This is a genomic window from Brucella sp. JSBI001 (genome assembly GCF_026014005.1).
Classification (GTDB): Bacteria; Pseudomonadota; Alphaproteobacteria; order Rhizobiales; family Rhizobiaceae; genus Brucella; species Brucella anthropi.
Window position 1 is genome coordinate 709,594 of the sequence record NZ_CP110339.1, and the last position, 20,457, is coordinate 730,050.

Sequence of the window (20,457 nt, forward strand, 5' to 3'; positions counted from 1 at the left end):
AAAGCATCCAGAACGAGCAAATCATCACAACGATCAGGATAGGTCGCGAATCAGGCGAGAGTGCGGTCCACGATATCGCGCAGGTCGGTAGACAGTTTGCCCGCGCCCGAAATACGCGCCAGCGCTGCCCTTGCATGTTCGCGGCGGGTATCTTCAAGCGAACGCCAGGAGCGAAGCGCCGTCAGAAGCCGTGCGGCAAGCTGTGGATTTTCCGGATCGATGGACAGGATCGTATCTGCAAAGAACTCGTAGGCCGCACCATCCTTGCGGTTGAAGCCGGTTGGATTGGATGCCGAGAACGAACCAATCACCGAGCGGACGCGGTTTGGATTGTCGAGCGAGAAGAGGGCGTGTTTCGTAAGATCGCGCACGGCCTGCAAGGCTTCGTCGCCGGGACGGCTCGCCTGCACGCTGAACCACTTGTCCATCACAAGACCATCCTTGCCGAACTGGCGTTCGAAACTTGCCAGTGCGTCCTTTGCCTCGTTCGTATCACCAAAGCGGTGTACCAGCACGGCCAGGGCCGCGAAGCGGTCGGTCATATTATCCGCATTGGCGAACTGGCTGGTGGCCCGTTTCTGGCTTTTCTCGTGACGGCTCAGATAATCGAGCAGCACGTTCCGCAAGGCACGTTTGCCTGCCGCGCCTGCATCTGGCGAGAAGGCGCCGTCCTGTTTCAGGGCATCGTAGAGCTTGGTGAAATCGCCAGCATAACGGGCGGCAATGGCGTCCACGAAGTGGTTTCGGCTGGCGAGAATCGCATCGGGATCGACATTGCTGCCCATTTCGCGCGCGATGTCGCTTTCGCTCGGCAGCGTGAGGCAGAGCGCGCGGAAGGCTGGATCAAGCGTTTCGTCGGAAGCAACGTTTCCGGCAAGTTCGATGATTTTATCGTCAACTGCCGGTGCATGACCGCCGCGGATACGCTTGGCGCCTTCAAGCAGAGCCTGGTTGAAAATTCCGGTCAATGCCTGCCAGCGGGCGACCGGATCGCTGTCGTTCAGGGCCAGGAATGCACGATCATCGTCCGATAGGGGCGCCGACAGGTTTACGGGAGCCGAGAACCCGCGCAACAGCGACGGAACAGGGCGTTCCTTGATGCCATGAAAGACGATCGTTTCGGACGGACGATGCAGATGAATAACGTCGCCGCGCACGTCCCCACCTTCGACGGATGTTGGAACCATATCCTCGCCGTCAGTTCCGATAAGGCCGAAAGCTATCGGGATATGCATCGGCTTCTTGACTGTTTGTCCGGGCGTTGCCCCCAGCGACTGTGCCAGTTCAATCGAGAAGGTTTCCTTCGCAGCATCGTAGGAGAAAGCAGCTTCCACCTTCGGCGTTCCGGCCTGATCGTACCAGAGCGCAAACTGTGAAAAGTCCTGACCGGAAACATCGGCGAAGACCTTGATGAAATCCTCGATAGTTGCGGCTTCCCCGTCATGGCGCTCGAAATAGAGGTCCATACCCTTGCGGAACAGCTCAGGCCCAATGATCGTGCGGATCATGCGCACGACTTCCGAACCTTTTTCATAGACGGTCGCCGTATAGAAATTGTTGATCTCGCGATATTCGCGCGGGCGCACGGGATGAGCGAGTGGTCCGGCATCTTCCGGGAATTGCTGCGCCTTGAGAATTTTCACTTCGGCGATGCGCTTAACCGGGCGCGAGCGCTCATCGGCGGAGAATTCGTGATCGCGATAGACTGTCAGGCCTTCCTTGAGGCAGAGCTGGAACCAGTCGCGGCAGGTGATGCGGTTGCCGGTCCAGTTGTGGAAGTATTCATGTGCAATCACCGCCTCGATGCCCGCATAGTCAACGTCGGTAGCGGTTTCAGGGTCGGCCAGCACATATTTGTCGTTGAAGACGTTAAGCCCCTTGTTCTCCATGGCGCCCATGTTGAAATCGGAAACGGCAACGATGTTGAAGACGTCGAGATCATATTCGCGACCAAACTTCTCCTCATCCCAGCGCATGGAGCGTTTCAATGCATCCATCGCGTAGAGTGCGCGGCCTTCCTTGCCATGCTCGACATAGATCGCCAGATCGACCGGTTGTCCTGACTTCGTGGTGAAGTGATCCTTCACGACGCCGAGCGATCCGGCAACGAGCGCGAAGAGATAGGATGGTTTTGGGTGCGGATCATGCCAGATGGCGAAATGCCGGTCCGGCTTGCCTTCGACCGACCCGCTCTCGACCGGATTGCCGTTGGACAGAAGAATAGGAGCGGCTTGTTCGTTGGCGTCAACCCGCACGGTATAGACTGACAGAACATCCGGGCGATCATAATAATAGGTAATGCGGCGGAAGCCTTCTGCCTCGCACTGCGTGCAATAGACTCCGCTTGAACGATAGAGGCCGGATAGCTGGCGGTTGGTGGTTGGATTGATTTCCGTCACGACTTCAAGCGTGAAGCGCTTGCCTTCCGGCAGGTCGCTGATTTCGAGCTGATCGGGCGTTGCGATATAGCTGTTGTCGGCGAGTTGCTTGCCGTCGATGGCGATGCTGACGAGTTTCAGTTCGTCACCATCGAGAATCAATGGCGTACCAGCTGCAGTGCCATCGCGACGCTCAATCGTGAGGGTCGCACGGACGATGGTTTTTTCCGGTTCCAGGGAGAAGTCCAGTTTCGTCTCGGGTATGGCGTAAGGGGTCGGACGGTAATCTTCGAGACGAAATGTCTGGCCGGTTTCAGTACGCATAGCGAAACTCTCTCCCTGAACTCTCATTGAACTCACGATGCTAGATTCGTACCTAAAATTGCCGCCAAGGGAAACTCAATTCCAGTACAACCAACTGGCCTTTTGTGGCCGGAGCATTTCCAGCAAAACTGCGAAGCGTCTGCGCGGGGAAATCAGTTTACTGGATTGATTTCCATTCCCGCTTCGATGCTTCGGATAATGCGACAAAACAAACAACACGCGCTTTGCCAAATAATTTTCAGCTTGAACCTTGTGCTACTGGTGCTGTGTCACAAACAGGAATAAGAAAACAGGCGCTCGAATACTTTGGGCGAACCTGCGTTTCATGTTTTAAGGAATTGCGTTGTGAACGCTCATGCGAGCGCGCCTGTCGAGGCTGCCCATATTGAAACGAACCCGATGCTCGGCATCGGTCTCAAAATCGCTTCCGTTGCTGTTTTTGTCGCCATGTCCACCTTGCTGAAAGCAGCTGAAGGCGTGCCTGTCGGACAGTTGATCTTCTTCCGGTCGTTCTTCGCAATCTTCGCTATATTGCTCTATCTGGGGTGGCGCGGGCAGCTTTCTGGCGTGTTCCGCACCCAGAACGGTTTCAGCCATTTCTGGCGCGGACTGGTGGGTGTCTGTTCCATGTCGATGAGCTTTTTCGCTCTCACCAAGCTGCCGCTGCCCGAAGCAATCGCGATCAACTACGCTTCACCACTGATTACCGTCATTCTTGGCGCGGTCATCCTGCATGAAGTCGTGCGGCTTTATCGCTGGAGCGCAGTGCTCATCGGGCTTGGTGGGGTGATGGTCATCATCTGGCCGCGGCTGACGGTTTTTTCCGGCGGTAGCATGGGGCATGACGAGGCCATGGGTGCGTTCGCCGCTCTTGGTGCGGCTATCTTGTCTGCGGTGGCGATGATGCTTGTACGTCGCCTCGTGCAGACGGAACGCACCTCGACCATCGTGATCTACTTTTCCATATCCGCGAGCGTCATCTCCTTGGTGAGCTTTCCTTTTGGCTGGATCGTGCCGAACTGGTCGCAGCTTGCCATGCTGGTCGGTGCTGGTTTTGCCGGGGGCGTCGGCCAGATTCTTCTGACCGAGTGCTATCGCCATGCGCCGATGTCGACGATTGCTCCATTCGAATACACGTCGATGCTGCTGGGACTAGCCATCGGCTTTCTGCTGTTCGGCGATATTCCGACCTTCGAAATGCTGGCCGGTAGCGCCATCGTCATGGCGGCAGGCGGTTTCATCATTTACCGCGAGCACAAGCTTTCGATTGCGCCCCACAAGGTTAACGCACCGCAGACGCAATGAATTCAGCTTTGACCGGGTGTGCCTTCTGCACGGGGATCGAGCTGCATGGTCTCCGGCGTGGACTGGCCGTCCGGCGTATGGAATTTGTACTCGGTCTTCTGGTCGCTGATCGCCGGGCGCTCGAAGCGACGGATGCGCCAAAAGGCATGCAGGCCGTATAAGCCGTAGGCGATGGCCATGGTTACGAAGAAGCCCGATGCGCCAATCAGATCCATCAACGGGCCGGAAAGGGCAGGCCCGATGACACTGCCCACGCCGTAAATAATCAGCAACCCGCCGGAGACCTTCACGAATTCGCTGGCATCTGCGTAGTCATTGGCGTGAGCGACGTTGAGGCTGTAGATCGGATAAATCACCGAACCGAACAGAAACATCATCGCGTAAAGCGCATAGGGCGAGGTAGGATGGAACAGCACCATCACCATCGACAAAGCAAAGCCGATGATACCGGCGATCACCATGACATAGCGACGATCGACAAAGTCCGATCCTCGTCCGAGCGGGTACTGGAAGATAGCGCCACCGATCATGGCGCAGGCAAGCATTGTGGCGATGCCGAAGGTGGAGAGGCCATTCATCTCACCGTAAATCGCGGCGAGGAAGTTCCAGGTACCTGCAACAATACCTGCAATTAGCGAGCCAACAGCCGCAGCAGGTGACCGTCGATAAAGTCCCTTCAAATCGAGCGAAACCTGCGTCAGCGGATTGGGTGACTGCGCGCTTGAAAGGGCGGTTGGAAGCAGTGCGCTTGCATAGATGATGGCACAAATGATGAAGAGCGTCTGCGTTCCCGCATCGCCGAACGGCAGGATGTACTGCCCGCAGAGCAGGCCGAGCATGGTGATGATCATATAGATCGAAAAGATGCGACCGCGCGATTCATTGGTTACGCGCTCGTTCAGCCAGCTTTCAATAATCATGTAGCTGCCTGCGAGCGAAAAGCCCGCAACGCCACGGAAGATCATCCATGCGACAGGATTGACGACCAGTGCGTGGAAAAGCAGCGCCATCGAAAGCAACGTCGCAAGCGAAGAGAAGACGCGCACATGCCCAACGCGCCGCACCAGATGCGGCACCACAATGCAGCCGATCGTGAAGGCGAGGGAATAGCTCGTACCCATCCAGCCGATGGTCGTGGTCGACCAGCCTTCCATGCCGCCCCGCAGGGGCAGAAGAATACCCGCAAGGCCACCGGCGAGCAGCATCAGAAAGGTGCTTGCAAGCAAAGCGGCTATGGGCAGGAGCTGGCCAGCCATGAAAAACTCCACAGTGAAATCCCATGGGGAAACTGAATTTAGGGCTACTTGTCGCCGAAAGGCGGTTTGGCAAGCGGCGAAATAGAACAAGTTTGCGGCATGTTGGTGACAGTGCCGCCTGCGTCGCCTGCCGATGCCACTGAACTAAAAAGATTTCAACTCATCAATTCGGCCAATTTCAGCTTCACAGCCAGAAAATCGCGCCATGCAAAACGCTTTTGTGCCGGTGTCCTGAGAAGATATGCGGGATGCAGGGTCGGCATGACGGGAATTTCGAGGCCGTTGGGCGTACGATGAATTTTCCAGTTGCCGCGCAGGCGCAGGATGCCTTCCGTCGCGCCGGTGAGGGCCTTGCCCGCAGGACCGCCCAGTGCAACCAGAACTTTTGGTGAGGCAAGCTCGATCTGTCGTTCGATGAATGGCCGACAAAGTTCCGTCTCAAGCGGTGTCGGCGTACGGTTGCCGGGCGGACGCCACGGGATAGTGTTGGCGATGTAGACGCTTTCTCGCTTCAGGCCGATGGATTCGATCATGCGATTGAGAAGCTGTCCGGATTTTCCGACAAACGGCAATCCTTCCATATCCTCATCTCGTCCGGGCGCTTCACCGATGAACATGATGTCGGATGACGGATCACCATCGGCGAAACAAAGGTTCTTCGCCGTGAATTTCAGGTTGCAGCCGTCGAATGCCGCAAGCTTCTCCCGCAATTCTTCCAGCGTTGAAGCCTGTGCCGCCGCTTCGCGTGCGAGCGCAATCTGCGCCGTATCGGGAAGGTCGGCTGCGGCTTGCACAGGCTTGCTGGTGGGGGCGGGTGCCGGCGCTGGGCGCGGTTGTTGCTGCCGGGCGCGCTCAGGTGAATTCGGCATCTGCGCGGTTGGCTGCGAAGAGGCAGGGCGTTGAGGCTCTGCAAACCGGTCTATCGGCGTTTCGGAAAGCGGCATGTCAATGCCTGCCTCCGCATAGAAGCGGAGCAAACCTTCAATATCCAGCGTTTCGCGATTATCAGCCATTATCTACCTCACCTCTGAGGTGGCGAATTTTGCAGGTGAATGCAAGAGCCCGGTTTGGATTTAGGGTTCGTTTGGCCTGTTAGTGACAGTTCATACCCTGTTTGATGCGCATATAGCCAGGCAAGGTGCGAACATGGTCCTGACATGACATGAGGACATGCTTCTTCTACCATCACAAACAAATCTTCATCGCGGCTTCTTGAATGGAATGAATTTGACGTTTACGTTAAGGTAAATCAATTTGAGGACGTAGGATGCCTGTTTTGGACAATTGGACGCATTTGCGACAGTCTCCAACTCTGCGACAGGGTAAGGCAGAATACGGGGAAACGGCGATCTTTTCGTACCGCCAGTGCTGACGGGCAGTCGGTTCATGGGTATTCGCGATTAGATCATGCACAAAAACAATTGGATGCGTCGTCTGGGCTACCTTAGTGAGAAGACGATGTTACACCGGACGGAGGGATGAATGTCTGAAGCCCCAGAATATGCGAACCAGGAGCTTCCCGAACGCGAGAGCATGGAATTCGACGTTGTGATCGTCGGCGCAGGCCCTGCGGGCCTTGCTGCGGCAATCCGTTTGAAGCAGGCGAATCCCGAGCTGTCCGTCGTCGTCCTCGAAAAGGGCGGGGAAGTCGGCGCGCATATTCTTTCCGGCGCTGTCGTTGATCCGGTGGGTATCGACCAGCTCCTGCCGGGCTGGCGCGAAGAAGAGGGGCACCCTTTCAAGACGCCGGTTACCGCCGATCATTTCCTCGTGCTGGGGCCCGCAGGTTCAGTGCGCCTGCCGAATTTCGCGATGCCGCCTCTGATGAGCAATCATGGCAATTACATTGTGTCTCTGGGCAATGTCTGCCGCTGGCTCGGCACCAAAGCCGAAGAACTTGGCGTAGAAATCTATCCGGGCTTTGCAGCAACCGAAGTGCTCTACAATGACGAGGGCGCGGTCATCGGTGTCGCCACTGGCGATATGGGCGTCGAGCGCGACGGAACGCATGGTCCGAACTACACGCGCGGCATGGCGCTGCTCGGCAAATATACGCTGGTCGGCGAAGGCGCGCGCGGTTCGCTTGCCAAGCAGCTGATCACCAAGTTCAAGCTCGACGAAGGCCGTGAACCGGCGAAATACGGTATTGGCCTCAAGGAACTATGGCAGGTTGATCCTTCCAGGCACAAGCCGGGTTTGGTCCAGCACTCCTTCGGCTGGCCGCTCGACATGAAGACGGGCGGCGGCTCGTTCCTTTATCATCTGGAAGACAATATGGTTGCGGTCGGCTTCGTGTTGCATCTCAACTACAAGAACCCGTACCTGTCGCCGTTTGAAGAGTTCCAGCGTTTCAAGACGCATCCGGCCATCAAGGACGTCTTCGAGGGTGGCAAGCGTCTTTCCTATGGCGCACGTGCGATTACCGAAGGTGGCTTCCAGTCGGTGCCAAAGCTGTCGTTCCCCGGTGGAGCGCTCATCGGCTGCTCGGCTGGTCTGGTCAACGTGCCGCGCATCAAGGGCAGCCACAATGCGGTTCTTTCTGGCATTCTCGCTGCCGACAAGATCGCCGAGGCAATTGCCGCAGGCCGCGCCAATGACGAGCCGGTCGAGATCGAGAGCAATTGGCGTTCAAGCCTGATCGGCACGGATTTGAAGCGGGTGCGCAACGTCAAGCCGCTGTGGTCGAAGTTCGGCACGATTGCCGGCGTGGCGCTCGGTGGTCTCGATATGTGGACCAACCAGCTTTTCGGTTTCTCCATCTTTGGAACGCTGAAGCATGGCAAGACCGATGCGCAGTCGCTTGAGCCGGCTGCAAAACACGCGAAGATCGATTATCCGAAGCCGGATGGCGTTCTGACCTTTGATCGTCTGTCGTCGGTGTTCCTGTCGAACACGAACCATGACGAGAACGAGCCTGTGCATCTTCAGGTTCGCGACATGAAATTGCAGCAGACTTCCGAACACGACGTCTTCGCTGGTCCGTCGACGCGTTACTGCCCTGCGGGTGTTTATGAATGGGTGGATGCCGACGGCAACTCCGCAGCTGATCCGCAGGCAAAGGATGTGCGGTTTGTCATCAACGCGCAGAACTGCGTGCACTGCAAGACTTGCGACATCAAGGACCCGAACCAGAATATCAACTGGGTGCCGCCACAAGGCGGCGAGGGACCTGTTTACGTAAACATGTAAAAGAAAAAGGCGGTCTGGGACCGCCTTTTTTATTGCAGCATGACGGACTGGGTTTCCGGTTCTTCTTCATCTGGCCGAACGGGTGGTGGAACGGAAAAATCGAGCCGCACCGGCAGATGATCGGAGCCAGCATCTTCGCGAGCCGAAACCTTCGCCCCTCCGATTTCAGGGCTTACGAGTATCTGATCAATCGGCAGGCCGATGTAAGGAGCGAGCTTAACAGGCAGTAGGTGCGTCATCCACGTGCCGCCAATACCGGTCATATGGCGGGTGCCGGAGGCACGTTCGACGCGGCGAACGGCATTGCTCCACGGCGCTGCATTGAAGTCACCGGCGACAACCAGAGGGCCTTTCAGCTTCTGCAGTTCCGGTTCGATGTAGCGGAGTTGATAAGGCTGCCAACGCGGCCATGGCCATGAAAAGTGCAGTGCTGCGACATGCACGGTCGTTCCGCCGAAATTGATCGGCGCAATTGCGAGCAAACCATCGCCGACACAGGCCGTCTGTGCATCTTCGCTGAAAGGCCGCTTCGACAGGATGCCCACGCCCCATGTGTTGGGATCGTCAGCACAATTGAGATGGTAGGGATAGGAGCCCTGGAGAATGGTGAGCCACTTGGTCCATTGGTCGCTCGCCTCCTCATAGGTGATGACGTCCGGCTTCTCCCGCGCGATCATCTGGAGAATGCGTTTCGGTTCGGGATTGTCTTCGCGCAAATTGATCTGGACGAGACGGTAGCGTGCGCCGCCTTGTTCCTGCGCATGGGCGCCCGTGGAGCCGCTCAGGAAATCGCGTGCAGCACCAACAGTCGTGCCTAGAGCCATGACGGCAAAGAGTAGCAGCATCGCCGCCTCACGCCGCATCTTGGTGAAAAGCAAGGGAATGGTCAGCACTGCCAGCAGGACGGACAGGTGAGCTCGAAAATGCGAAAAGGAATCGAGAGCCGGGTGCACCGCTCCAAGAAATCCCAGCACGAGCGGAACCGACAGCGCGACAGCAGCCAGCAGCAACAGGAATGAAAGGTTTTCACGGCTTTTCGACATGAAATGCCTCTAGCTATCGAATACGGCGCGATGATGGAGGTGAAGGCAATAGGGCGTTAGGGGAGTAAGGCAGTATGTTAAGAGCATCATCTGTTGCTAACCAACATATTGCTCTACTGCCTTACCACCCTATTCCCCTAGCGTCACTGGAAAGCCGTCTCGTAGAAGCTGCGAAGCTTGCGGGAATGCAGCCGCTCATCCGGCATGGCCGCAATTTTTTCCATCGCGCGGATGCCGATGCGCAGATGCTGTGCCACCTGCCGCTTGTAAAATTCGGTCGCCATGCCCGGCAGTTTCAGTTCGCCGTGCAGCGGCTTGTCGGAAACACAGAGCAGGGTGCCGTAAGGCACACGGAAACGGAAACCATTGGCCGCAATTGTGGCTGATTCCATATCAAGTGCGACAGCACGCGCCTGTGAAAGGCGCTGCACCGGGCCGCGCTGGTCGCGCAGTTCCCAGTTGCGATTATCAATGGTCGCGACCGTACCGGTACGCATGATCTGTTTCAAATCATAACCTTCCAGACCGGTGATTTCCTCGACGGCTTCTTCCAGCGCAACCTGAATTTCCGCAAGTGCCGGCAATGGCACCCAGACGGGCAGATCGTCATCGAGAACATGGTCCTCACGCATATAGGCGTGTGCCAAAACGTAATCGCCAAGCTGTTGGCTGTTGCGAAGGCCAGCGCAATGACCGAGCATAAGCCATGCGTGAGGGCGAAGCACTGCAATATGGTCGGTTATGGTCTTGGCATTGGACGGTCCCACGCCAATATTGACCATCGTGATGCCCGAATGGTCGCCCCGTTGCAGGTGATAAGCTGGCATCTGCGGCAGGCGGGGCAGAGGGCTGCCACTGCTTGGTTCGGTCTCGCCCGCGCGCGTAATCAGATTGCCCGGTTCAACGAACTGTTCATAACCGCCGCCGCCTTCTGCCATCAATTCGCGGGCATAGGCGCAGAACTCGTCCATATAAAACTGGTAGTTTGTGAACAGCACGAAGTTCTGGAAATGCGCCGGGCTTGTCGCCGTGTAGTGCGCCAGCCGATGCAGTGAATAATCGACGCGCTGGGCAGTGAATGGTGCAAGCGGCATCGGTTCGCCGGGGGCGGGCTCGAAATCGGCATTGACGATCTTGTCGTCGGTCGCCGCCAGATCGGGTACATCGAACAGATCACGCAGCGGATGCGTGAAGGCGTTGGCGACGGAAGCCTCGACATAGGTGCCTTCCTTGAAGGCAAAATGGATCGGGATCGGCGTCGACGATTCCTTCACGGTCACGGTCACACCGTGATTGCGCATCAGGAGGCGAATCTGCTCGTTCAGATAATGATCGAACAAGTCGGGCCGCGTGATGTTTGCGGAATAATCACCTGGCGTCGAGACATGGCCATAGGCCAGCCGTGAATCCACATGAGCGAAGCTGGATGTGGATAGACAGATCTCGGGATAATAAGCGCGGTAACGCTGCGGTGGAATTTCGCCACGGGCAACCTTCTCGAACGCATCGCGCAGGAAAGCCGTGTTGCGATCATAGAGCTTTTGCAGGGCGGCAACCGCCGCACCGGCATCGGTGAAAACCTCCGGATCAACGGTCGAAGGCGTTTTGATCTCGGTCAAAAAAGGATGTTCGATTCGCTGTGTCATGGCCTAGTATAGCAGAGTCCATGACTGGTATATGACCCAGTTTATGCGACGCGTTGCAGGCTTACATAAAGCACGAGGCCGATGCCGCTCATCTGGGAATGCTGGCCAATCTGCGTGTAGGCGAAGGTGGCTGCCGGACCGGTGAAAATGGCGGTGAAAAAGAAAACCCGAAGGGCGATTGCGGCGATGGTCCGGGTTTTTTTCATGGCCGCTCTCCGACAGGCTTCTGGGTGAACGCGGCGACAGGTCCGATTACCGGTTGATCCCGGTAGAGGTTGTACCTCTGGTCAGCGAAAATGCTGGCAACAGCGGCAAAGCCAGCGATCATCAGGCAGACAATTGTTAAACGTCGAAGCATACCGGTTGGCCCCCAAAGCCGTAATGATTTCTGTTCTCCCTCATCAATTTAGCCATTGCGCCTGAACCCTCCCTGAGAGGGTCGTTCATGCGGCGTTCAAAAATATTGATGTTCCGTTTATTGCGGTGTGTGGCTCTTGTGCCTGCTGGAAAGGGACTTATGTTTTCCATCATTGGAATGCGGGAACATAAGTCCCGCTCAACGTCAGGATCAGCGGGAGAGAGCCCATGGCCGAACAGACCAAGCCCATCGAGTTGTATTATTGGCCGACGCCGAACGGCTTCAAGATCAGCATTATGCTGGAAGAGCTGGGCGTTCCCTACGAGGTCAAGTATGTCAATATCGGCAAGGGCGATCAGTTTCAGCCGGACTTTTTGAAGATTGCTCCTAACAACCGTATGCCCGCCATCATCGATCCGGAAGGGCCGGGCGGCCAGCCGATCTCGGTGTTCGAGTCTGGAGCTATACTGCAGTATCTCGGGCGGAAGTTCGGTAAGTTCTATCCGACCGACGAACGCAAGCGCGTCGCAGTTGACGAATGGCTGATGTGGCAGATGGGTGGCCTCGGCCCGATGTCCGGGCAGGCCGGGCATTTCCGTGTCTATGCGCCGGAAAAGGTTCAGTACGGCATCGACCGCTATACCAACGAGGTTAACCGTCTCTATGGTGTGTTGAACACGCAGCTTGAAGGCAAGGAATACATTGCAGGCGAATATTCAATTGCCGACATGGCTTCGATCGGCTGGATCAATGCCCATAAGAACTACGACCAGAACCTGGATGATTTCCCGAATCTGAAGCGCTGGCATGAGACAATGAATGCGCGCCCTGCGGTTCAGCGTGGTCTGCTTGTCGGGAAAGAAGAGCGAGAAAAATCCAATCTGGCGACGGACAAGGAAGCCCAGGAAATTCTCTTTGGCCAAAAGGCACGCTGAATAAGCGATCAAAAGAAAGGGCAGCTTCGAGGCTGCCCTTTCTTATTCTGGATGCCACTGAATATTACTGGCGCGTGAGGCTCTCGCTCTTGCAGATCAGGCCGCCCATCACGCAGCCGGAAAGTGAAAGCGTGTTGCCCTTGACGCTGGCTTTGCCGGTATAGGTTTTGCCCTCGTCGAGCTTGTTGACCTCCCCCTTGTAGCTGCCGCCCGTGCCTGACATCGTGCCGATGGACTTGCCCTTGTACTCGCCGGTCTGCACCGTACCGCAGAACTTGTTGGCGCCGCAGGACGCATAGCTGATGATCGTGCCGTTCGGGCGCTTCCACGTGCCGACGATCCCTTCGTCGGCAAGGGCAGGGGCGGCAAAAGTGGCTGCAAGCGTCATTCCAAGAATAAGTGTGCGGATCATTCTTTCCTCCCAAATCGCCGCCAGTCCCGGCTTTGCCGGTCGCAACGATGAAACCGCTGTGATGCGTTTTGAAGTTTGAGACAGAAGCCCTCCTCGAACATCCGTCAAGCTTACGAAAACGTAAACGTAAACCAGTTTTTGGCGAAGCGGAAGAGGGATATTTGTGTCTCGCTTGGCACCTGAAATACTGCCCTTTTTCCACACACAGCCGCATTCGAATGTTGTCTATAGTTAGCAACTGGTTTCGTTCGACCGTGCGGATTTGAATCGAATTTTGCAAACATCCAGCAATCGGCGACACTTGCATGTTTAACAAAATCCCAAGTTTACCCCTTGTTCGGATTTTGTTGGTTGCTCGTTAAGCATCTGGTTTAACGCGCATTTCAACCCTTTCCCGTAGATTTGAGAGCATGAACGGAACGACAGAGACGGCAGTTTCAAAGCAATGAAATCAGGCTTTGAAAATAAAGACTGGACGGTTCTCGGGATTTAACAGGGACAGAGAAAAATGGCACAGTTTCAGAGCTTCTCGAATACGCACAACGCAGTCGCACAGGATCGCATTCTTCTCGAAATGGGCATGAAATTTGCCATCGGCCGTGATTGCGAGATCGACGTGGTGGAAGCCCATAAGTGGCTGAACATTGCCGCCATCCGCGGCAGCGAGAAGGCCGCCCGTATGCGCAATCAGGTGGCAGCGACGATGAGCAAGGGCGAACTGGCAGCAGCGCTGCGCGGTGCGCGTGAGTGGATGACCGCCCACTGACTGGCAAGATAGTCGTTATGAAAAAAGCCGCCTTCAAGGCGGCTTTTTTGTTGACTCAGCTTATACCGAGATACCGGCCCGGTTTGTGGTTGATTGCGATGATGAGGTTCATGGCAATCGCTCCGATCAGGGAAAGCACCATGTTTTCCCACGGGATAAAGAACAGCGAGATCAGCATGATAAGGACATCGAGGCCGAGCTGAAACCAGCCGGCTCTTATCCCATAAGCGTCCTGTAGATAGAGCGCCAATATATTGACGCCGCCGACGCCGGAGCGGTGCCGGAAAAGTGCCAGCACCCCCATACCCATCAGGGTGCCGCCCATGAGTGCTGCGAAGAGCGGATTGACGCTTGAGAAATCGACACTCATGGGCATCAGTCGAGCAAAGCCCGACATCATGGCCACTGCGACAAAGGTTCTGATGGTGAACGCCCAACCCATTCGACGCACGGCGAAATAATAGAATGGCAGATTGATCAGGAAATAGAGCAATCCGAATTCCGTGCCTGTTGCATACTGGATGAGAAGGGCGATACCAGCCGTGCTGCCGGTCATCAGCATAGCCTGACTATAAAGCGTAATGCCGAGCGCAATGAAGGACGTGCCGATCAGCATAGCCATCGCATCTTCATAGAGGCGGTGACGGTCTGATGCGGCGGCTTTCGACGCATCGATGAGCGGGGCGGCGTTATCAGCGATATCGGCCACGTGGAAACTCCAGAACAGCGAGAAGCCGGTAATCCGGCAAATAGATTACGGTGCCGGAATGAATTCCGGCTTGTCATGCATTCGCGCTGTGCAGAGGGTTGGGTCAAAGCACGCGGCGTCAAGTCTTGGGAGACGGTTAAATATAACAGCCGTTTCGACGCTTCGCACGGCTTGAAATATTGTTATTTCACGGTCGTGTTTGTAGATTTATCGCAATTGCGACGGCTGTTTGTTTTGATTTATTCGTGCGTCATCTGCGCGAGGAAGCGTTTGACGTCAAGCGGGCTGCGCAAATGACGCTTGGCGAGATGCTGAGGCGCACCTTCCAGAAAGGCCAGTGCGCGAATGCGACCGTTCTTGCGATAGCCTGCCACCCATTTCAGGAAGCCCCAGTCGAAACGCTCCACACAACCTTCCGCCATATCCGGGCGTGAGCGTCCGTAATGGATTATGGTTCTTTTGAATACACGCCACAGGCGACGCACGGTCGATATATCGAGAAAAACGAGTATCGGCTCGCGATGCACGATAAATCATAGTTTCGCTATGATTGCCCTCGAATATCCATGTGTCCTGATCTGCTGCTTCGTTGGTAAGACGGCCGATCTCGTCACGCGGGCGCATTATCCAGCCCGGTTGCCAGTAGAGGGTATCGATATGAATGACCGGTAAGCCGGTAATCTCGCCTAGCCTACGCGCAAGGCTTGATTTTCCCGAACCGGCGCCGCCTATGATCATGATCCGCTCTATCACCTGCATCGTCTCCGGATTTTAACTCTGTTCGAATAAAAATCGGACATGAGGTAGGAAGTACTATAATTTTACTTCATGGCACCTGCATGACCATAACGAGCAAAGAAAGCCCGTTAGAAAATTTGTATTGAGCTGAAGGTAATATTCACCGAATGATTGACAGTCAACTTTGTGGAGCGCAATGTTGGCGTATAAACGGAACGGGTCAGAGCAACAATGACATCTACCGTTCCTCTATATTAGTAAGATCGCAAGGCGTAAAAGGTACCGAGTGATCGAAAGAGCTGCATTCGATAGGGAGTGACAAGATGTCAATTCGAACCATCACCGCCATGGCCGGCACCGCCATCATCATGAGTGCTGCTGCATTTGCCTTTTCATCGCCCGCCAACGCCCTGACGATGAAAGAATGTAGCGCAAAATATCAGTCTGCCAAAGATGCTGGCACGCTTGGCGACATGAAATGGAACGATTTCCGCAAGGCGCAATGTGGAGACGACGCAGATGCTGCCGCAGCACCGTCAGCTCCAGCCAAAAAGGCAACCAAGAGTGCAGCCGCCCCTGCCGCAGACGACAGTGCCAAGGGCCTGACAATGAAGGAATGTAGCGCGAAATATCAAGCTGCCAAAGATGCTGGCACGCTTGGCGGCATGAAATGGAACGATTTCCGCAAGGCGCAATGCGGTGCAAATGCCGCCGCAGCTCCTGCACCTGCTTCTCCAGCTAAGAAAACGGCAAAAAGCACTGCTGCTGATGACAGCGCCAAGGGCTTAACGATGAAGCAGTGCAGCGCCAAGTATCAGGCGGCAAAAGACGCTGGTGTTGACAATGTTGCAAAATGGAACGATTTCCGCAAGGCTGAATGCGGACCTGGTGCAGATCCAGTTGCCTTCAGCACCGACGGTACCAGTGAACCAACTGCCCCAACGATTGCGGCGCCCAGAGGCGTCAAATTTCCAACGGCAGTTTCTGCAAAGTTTTCGAACGAATCAGCTGGCAAGGCTCGTATGCACACCTGCCTTGAGCAGTATTATAGGCTGAAAGATGCCAATGCATTGGGTGGTTTGAAGTGGATTCAAAAAGGTGGCGGTTACTACAGCCTCTGCAATGCACGCCTGAAAGGCAATTCCTGATTTGATCAGGATTATTCGAATAAGAAGGGGCCTATTTTCCCCTTCTTATTTGGTTCGTGAGAACCAGCCCGCGACCGCGACTGCGAGCCAGCCAAGTATCATCAACGATCCACCTATCGGCGCGGCCATTGGAAATAGCCGGTCGCTTGTCATGTCACGCATGAAGAGGTCGCCGCAGAACAGGGCGAGACCGATCACAAGTAATGCGCCGCCCAGATAAGCGGTACGGCTGAACGGTACAATGAGAGATAGCACCAGAAATGCGGGCGCATGGCCGAGGAGCAGGGGAGCGATGTTGCCCAGATGGTTCTCTCCACCATGGGCGGCTCCCGCATAAGCGGCAATTGCAAGGGCACCGCACAGCCCGGCAAGCGTGCTGAAAAGAATGTTCTGAGACCGACTGTCGGATCGAATCTTCATATGGGTCTCCACCGTTCAGGCAGTTTCGCGAGAATCCGCGTGTTTCCGGGCTTCCTCCAAGGCGGCAGGAAGGGCTGCTTCGAAGAGATCGAGTTGCTGCTCGATGCCAACACTTACGCGAATGCAACGATCCAGAACCTGGGCGCCCGGTTTGCGTACGAAAATATCACGCGCTATCAGTCCATTCAGAACCGCAGTGGCAAATGCTCCGCCCCTGCCGCAATCGATAGCGACAAAATTTGTAGCGGATGGGATGGCCGAAAGGCCGTTTGCCTCAGCGATTGCAGCGATGCGATCGCGCCCTGCCTGTATTTTCGCGACTACGTCACGCAGATAAGCTTGATCCTTGAGGGCGGCGATAGCTGCTGCCTGCGCAAGGCGATTCACTGCGAAATGATCGCGAATCTTGTCGAAAGACTTGATGGTTTCGGCGCTGCCGACAACATATCCACATCGGATTCCCGCTAGACCATAAGCCTTGGAGAAGGTGCGCATCCGAAGAATGTTGGGTCGGTCGGTTTCAAAAGGCGGGAAGGCGGACGCTGGCCCTGTTTCGCAATAAGCTTCATCCAGAATGAGGAGGGTGGTTTCAGGAACGCGCTCGATGAAGGATTGAATGTCCGAACCCATATGCCAGGTTCCCATCGGATTGTCCGGATTGGCGAGGTACAGAATTGCAGCATCTTGCTTGCGGGCCGCATCGAGCAGGCCGTCGAGGTCCGATTTGTCGTTGATATAAGGAACAGTAACCAGGTTTCCGCCATAACCCGCAACGTGGTAGTTGAAGGTTGGGTAGCCGCCCAGCGAGTTGATGACCCTGTCACCTTCCTGAACATATTGTCTGACTACCAGCCCGAGCAAGGCGTCGACACCTGCTCCCGGCATTATGTGTTGCGGCTTTACGCCGTGATGTGCGGCAATGGCATGGCGCAGTTCATAGTTTTCAGGATCGCCATACTTCCAGATTTCGCTCGTTTCGGTCCGAATTGCATCAAGGACAGACGGCGCTGGACCAAAACTGCTTTCATTCGCGCCGAGCCGTGCCTTGAAAGGCTTTCCGCGCTGTAGCTCCAGCGTTTCGGGGCCGGTAAAAGGAACAGTAGAAGGCAAGCTTGCGACGAGTGGTGTAAGGCGAGGCGATCCCATGGCGATTTCCAGTCGATTCTCAGTCCATCAACGTGTGAGGAGGGCAGTCGAAGAGCTGGAGAAAATCTTATCCACCTACGCCTGTCCAGCTCGGAAGGCATAGCAACTTGTAGTGACTGGTGCCATCACAATGATTCTAGTCGATTGAATAATCCAAGCGAACGATCAGGCTTGCTGCCCGCCGATCGAGTTAAACGATAAGGATCTGCAGAGTGAAACGGGTCGGAACCCGAACATCTGCACGCCTCAGGCGCGCGTGCGCACCGTCGGTGTCTCACAACCACAAGCACAACGCGCAGTGCCGGAGCCATCAAAAACGCCTGTCGATCTGATTGAATCAGATCGACGTTCCAAGCATTCAACCATATCGCACCTTGTCCGAAACCGGTTTACCCATTCCGAGATGCGTTTTAGTGGACCTCGAGCACTTTCACGCATGAATCGAGATCATGTGTCGCCAAATGGGCGTAACGCATGGTCATCTGGAGTGTCTGGTGCCCCAGCCACATCTGAACACGACGGATATCGATCCCGCCCCGGACGAGACGGGATGCGCAGGTATGACGTAAAATATGCGGAACGACCTGATCGTCCGTACCAAGACCGACTTCCATCTTCGCTTCATTCCAGATCTGGCGGAACCGGACCTGATTGAGCATGGAGAAGGGGCCTTTGAGCTTCTCATGCGGGATATGTGCAGCCTTGCGGGCACGGCGGGTGAGTGGGACAGTGCGGCTGCGATTTGATTTGGTGAGCCAGAACGTAACCCGCTGATCTTGAACATCGTTCCAGGTGACACCGATTGCTTCTCCAAGGCGGCAGCCCGTGTCGACAAGAAAAAGGGAAAGCCGATAACTGTCTTCACAGCGCGACTTGATCGCGGCGAACAGGCGCTTTTCTTCCTCATATTCGAGGAATCGAATACGTCCCACACGCTCCTTCTGCCGGACGAATTCCGGTAGATTAAAGATATCTCCCATCTTGTGCGCCTTTCGCAGCAGCTTGCTCAGCGCAGCCATCTTTCGATTGATGGTTGCATTGCTGTTGCCACGCTCACGAAGCGAACCGATGACGGAATCAAGCATTTGCTGATCGAAACCTGAAAAGCGTTCGCCCTTCAAAATCTCATCAATCTCGCCGAGAAACGACTTCACATTATACTTGTGTGATCCATCATCCCACAGGATGTTGACATATTTCCCCGTCAGTTCCGCCACCGAAAATTGCTCGACAAGCCGGTGGTTCGGACTTTTGCTGGATGTGTACTTTAAGTTGTAGTCGACTATCGGCGCAAACTTGTCGCCCGTGTCGATCTTCGTTTCCCCAACGACGATCATTGCACGCCCCCCTTCTTTTTGTAGGACGTACAACTAATGAAATAATTCCCGGAGCACAAGATAAGTGAGCTAACTTTATGCGGAGACATGATTGGACCTTTCTAAAAGACCATGTTTGCCCCCAGCTTTCTGTCGTCCCCGAATTCCCCTCGTTTATCGATCCTTTTCGAAATTCCCTGTTCGAAAGGATCGTGTCACTTAATCGTAAGCGGTGTTTCAAATGGATGAGCGCCAACGGTTTCCCGTTGGCGCATTTTTTCAACGTCGTTCTTATTAGAACGAGCGCTGGAAGCGAAGCATGCCCTGGAATGCATCCTTGGTAACACGCAGAGGATGGTCATCGTCCCAGCGGGTGTAAGAGACTTCAGGCGTAATGGTGAAGCCCGGAACCAGCTGATAGGCAACGTTTGCGGTAACTGCGGTCTTGCCCCAGTCTTCGTATGCAGCCTGCACGTTGATGACAGCCTTTTCAGAGGCCTTGTACTTCAAGCCACCCCAGACGGCCCAGTCACCGCCCCACTGACCATACATCTGATCGTCAGACTCTTCCGAGGAATAACCAGCCTGTACCCAGACAGAGAACTGGTCGGTGAGGTTTACGTCACCGCGAACTTTAGCCGCCCATTCTTCAATAACGGAGTCATAAGCAACTACAGCTGCGATCGCACCCCAGCCACCGGCATACTTCACGCCACCAACAACGTGCGGAACATAATCGTTGACAACGTAGCCTTCGCCGCCTTCTTCCAGAGCAACAGTTGCCGAGAAGCCGTTGCCGCCAGTGAAGGTGTAAGAAATCTTGCCAGTACGATAAGCACCTGCAGCTACAACATCGTCGTTGATGACATCGCCAAGATAGCCAGTGAACGTATGGAACGACGATTCGTCGAGACCTACGCGAAGGCCGCCCAGTTCGATGTAAGCGAATTGCAGCGTGGTCGACTGACGATCAGCACCATAGCCTTCAAAACCGGTGTCACCGAGATTGCCTGGAACGGCATCCCACTGAAAGCGGTTTTCGGTAAACGTACGAAGAGTACCCAGTTCCGTTTCAGTCGCAGTATGCGTGCGCAGTGCGAAACGTGCACGCTTCACCCAGCCACCCAGTTCAACGCCGGAGTAGGCATCATCGCCACCCTTTACGTCGTAACGAACGTAACCGGAAATACGCAGGCAGGTTTCGGTGCCTGGGATGTAGAAGTAGCCAGCGCCGTAAGCATCGCAGACGCGGACATATTCAACGGCTTCTGGCTCTGGCGCGACGATTGCGTCGGCAGCCTGAGCGCCGGAAGCTGCAACCAGAGCTGCAGCGGAGCCAAGGAGAAGGCTCTTGATGTTCATTTCTGA

General features: G+C 55.4%; 18 protein-coding genes. 5 read left to right on the plus strand and 13 right to left on the minus strand.

Annotation, left to right across the window (positions count from 1 at the left end):
* Positions 1–50: 50 nt before the first annotated feature.
* Complete coding sequence (gene pepN / locus LJ361_RS03325; protein WP_036585816.1) at positions 51–2,702, minus strand: aminopeptidase N; 2,652 nt, start codon at positions 2,700–2,702, stop codon at positions 51–53.
* A gap of 399 nt (positions 2,703–3,101) precedes the next feature.
* Between pepN and LJ361_RS03330 the strand changes: the two genes are divergently transcribed.
* On the plus strand, positions 3,102–4,007 hold the full coding sequence (locus LJ361_RS03330; RefSeq protein ID WP_208398230.1) for a DMT family transporter: 906 nt from the start codon (positions 3,102–3,104) through the stop codon (positions 4,005–4,007).
* A gap of 2 nt (positions 4,008–4,009) precedes the next feature.
* On the opposite strand, the gene LJ361_RS03335 is transcribed toward LJ361_RS03330, so the two are convergent.
* Both LJ361_RS03335 and LJ361_RS03340 read right to left on the minus strand, forming a co-directional pair.
* The gene (locus tag LJ361_RS03335) at positions 4,010–5,263 is read right to left on the minus strand and encodes an MFS transporter (protein WP_036585812.1); all 1,254 of its coding nucleotides are present in this window, start codon (positions 5,261–5,263) and stop codon (positions 4,010–4,012) included.
* Positions 5,264–5,418: 155 nt separating this feature from the next.
* Entirely contained in the window at positions 5,419–6,276 is an 858-nt protein-coding gene (locus LJ361_RS03340) for a uracil-DNA glycosylase (protein WP_029925289.1), read from the minus strand.
* Positions 6,277–6,745: 469 nt separating this feature from the next.
* Here LJ361_RS03340 and LJ361_RS03345 point away from each other — a divergent pair, with 469 nt between their 5' ends.
* Positions 6,746–8,452, plus strand: coding sequence for an electron transfer flavoprotein-ubiquinone oxidoreductase (locus LJ361_RS03345; RefSeq protein WP_036585810.1), 1,707 nt, complete (start codon positions 6,746–6,748; stop codon positions 8,450–8,452).
* Between the two features lie 29 nt (positions 8,453–8,481).
* On the opposite strand, the gene LJ361_RS03350 is transcribed toward LJ361_RS03345, so the two are convergent.
* From LJ361_RS03350 to LJ361_RS03360, 3 genes are all read right to left on the minus strand, one after another.
* Positions 8,482–9,495 (minus strand): endonuclease/exonuclease/phosphatase family protein, encoded by a 1,014-nt coding sequence (locus LJ361_RS03350; RefSeq protein ID WP_122241952.1) that lies wholly within the window; start codon positions 9,493–9,495, stop codon positions 8,482–8,484.
* Positions 9,496–9,638: 143 nt separating this feature from the next.
* Positions 9,639–11,141 carry an AMP nucleosidase gene (locus LJ361_RS03355; RefSeq protein WP_012092430.1) on the minus strand — a complete coding sequence of 501 codons (1,503 nt, stop codon included), beginning with the start codon at positions 11,139–11,141 and terminating at the stop codon, positions 9,639–9,641.
* Positions 11,142–11,182: 41 nt separating this feature from the next.
* Entirely contained in the window at positions 11,183–11,347 is a 165-nt protein-coding gene (locus tag LJ361_RS03360) for a hypothetical protein (protein WP_162998228.1), read from the minus strand.
* 379 nt (positions 11,348–11,726) lie between these two features.
* Here LJ361_RS03360 and LJ361_RS03365 point away from each other — a divergent pair, with 379 nt between their 5' ends.
* A complete protein-coding gene (locus tag LJ361_RS03365) occupies positions 11,727–12,434 on the plus strand; it encodes a glutathione binding-like protein (protein WP_191192401.1) in 708 nt (235 codons plus the stop codon).
* Positions 12,435–12,498: 64 nt separating this feature from the next.
* Here LJ361_RS03365 and LJ361_RS03370 read toward each other — a convergent pair whose 3' ends face one another.
* Positions 12,499–12,846, minus strand: coding sequence for a DUF2147 domain-containing protein (locus LJ361_RS03370; protein WP_010661613.1), 348 nt, complete (start codon positions 12,844–12,846; stop codon positions 12,499–12,501).
* 508 nt (positions 12,847–13,354) lie between these two features.
* Between LJ361_RS03370 and LJ361_RS03375 the strand changes: the two genes are divergently transcribed.
* Positions 13,355–13,612, plus strand: coding sequence for a hypothetical protein (locus LJ361_RS03375; RefSeq protein ID WP_010661614.1), 258 nt, complete (start codon positions 13,355–13,357; stop codon positions 13,610–13,612).
* Between the two features lie 55 nt (positions 13,613–13,667).
* Here the strand turns inward: LJ361_RS03375 and LJ361_RS03380 are convergent, their stop codons facing one another.
* Positions 13,668–14,321, minus strand: a complete 654-nt coding sequence (locus LJ361_RS03380; protein ID WP_012092428.1) for a YitT family protein — start codon at positions 14,319–14,321, stop codon at positions 13,668–13,670.
* A 239-nt stretch (positions 14,322–14,560) separates the two neighbouring features.
* Entirely contained in the window at positions 14,561–14,848 is a 288-nt protein-coding gene (locus tag LJ361_RS03385; protein WP_264812702.1) for a hypothetical protein, read from the minus strand.
* A 534-nt stretch (positions 14,849–15,382) separates the two neighbouring features.
* Here LJ361_RS03385 and LJ361_RS03390 point away from each other — a divergent pair.
* Positions 15,383–16,207, plus strand: a complete 825-nt coding sequence (locus LJ361_RS03390; RefSeq protein ID WP_191192402.1) for an antifreeze protein — start codon at positions 15,383–15,385, stop codon at positions 16,205–16,207.
* A 45-nt stretch (positions 16,208–16,252) separates the two neighbouring features.
* Here LJ361_RS03390 and LJ361_RS03395 read toward each other — a convergent pair whose 3' ends face one another.
* From LJ361_RS03395 to LJ361_RS03410, 4 genes are all read right to left on the minus strand, one after another.
* On the minus strand, positions 16,253–16,627 hold the full coding sequence (locus LJ361_RS03395; RefSeq protein WP_029925281.1) for a DUF423 domain-containing protein: 375 nt from the start codon (positions 16,625–16,627) through the stop codon (positions 16,253–16,255).
* A 15-nt stretch (positions 16,628–16,642) separates the two neighbouring features.
* Complete coding sequence (locus tag LJ361_RS03400) at positions 16,643–17,773, minus strand: pyridoxal phosphate-dependent aminotransferase (protein ID WP_264812703.1); 1,131 nt, start codon at positions 17,771–17,773, stop codon at positions 16,643–16,645.
* 410 nt (positions 17,774–18,183) lie between these two features.
* Positions 18,184–19,110 carry a tyrosine-type recombinase/integrase gene (locus LJ361_RS03405; protein WP_029925277.1) on the minus strand — a complete coding sequence of 309 codons (927 nt, stop codon included), beginning with the start codon at positions 19,108–19,110 and terminating at the stop codon, positions 18,184–18,186.
* Positions 19,111–19,383: 273 nt separating this feature from the next.
* Entirely contained in the window at positions 19,384–20,451 is a 1,068-nt protein-coding gene (locus LJ361_RS03410) for a porin (RefSeq protein WP_040129537.1), read from the minus strand.
* Positions 20,452–20,457 lie beyond the last annotated feature (6 nt).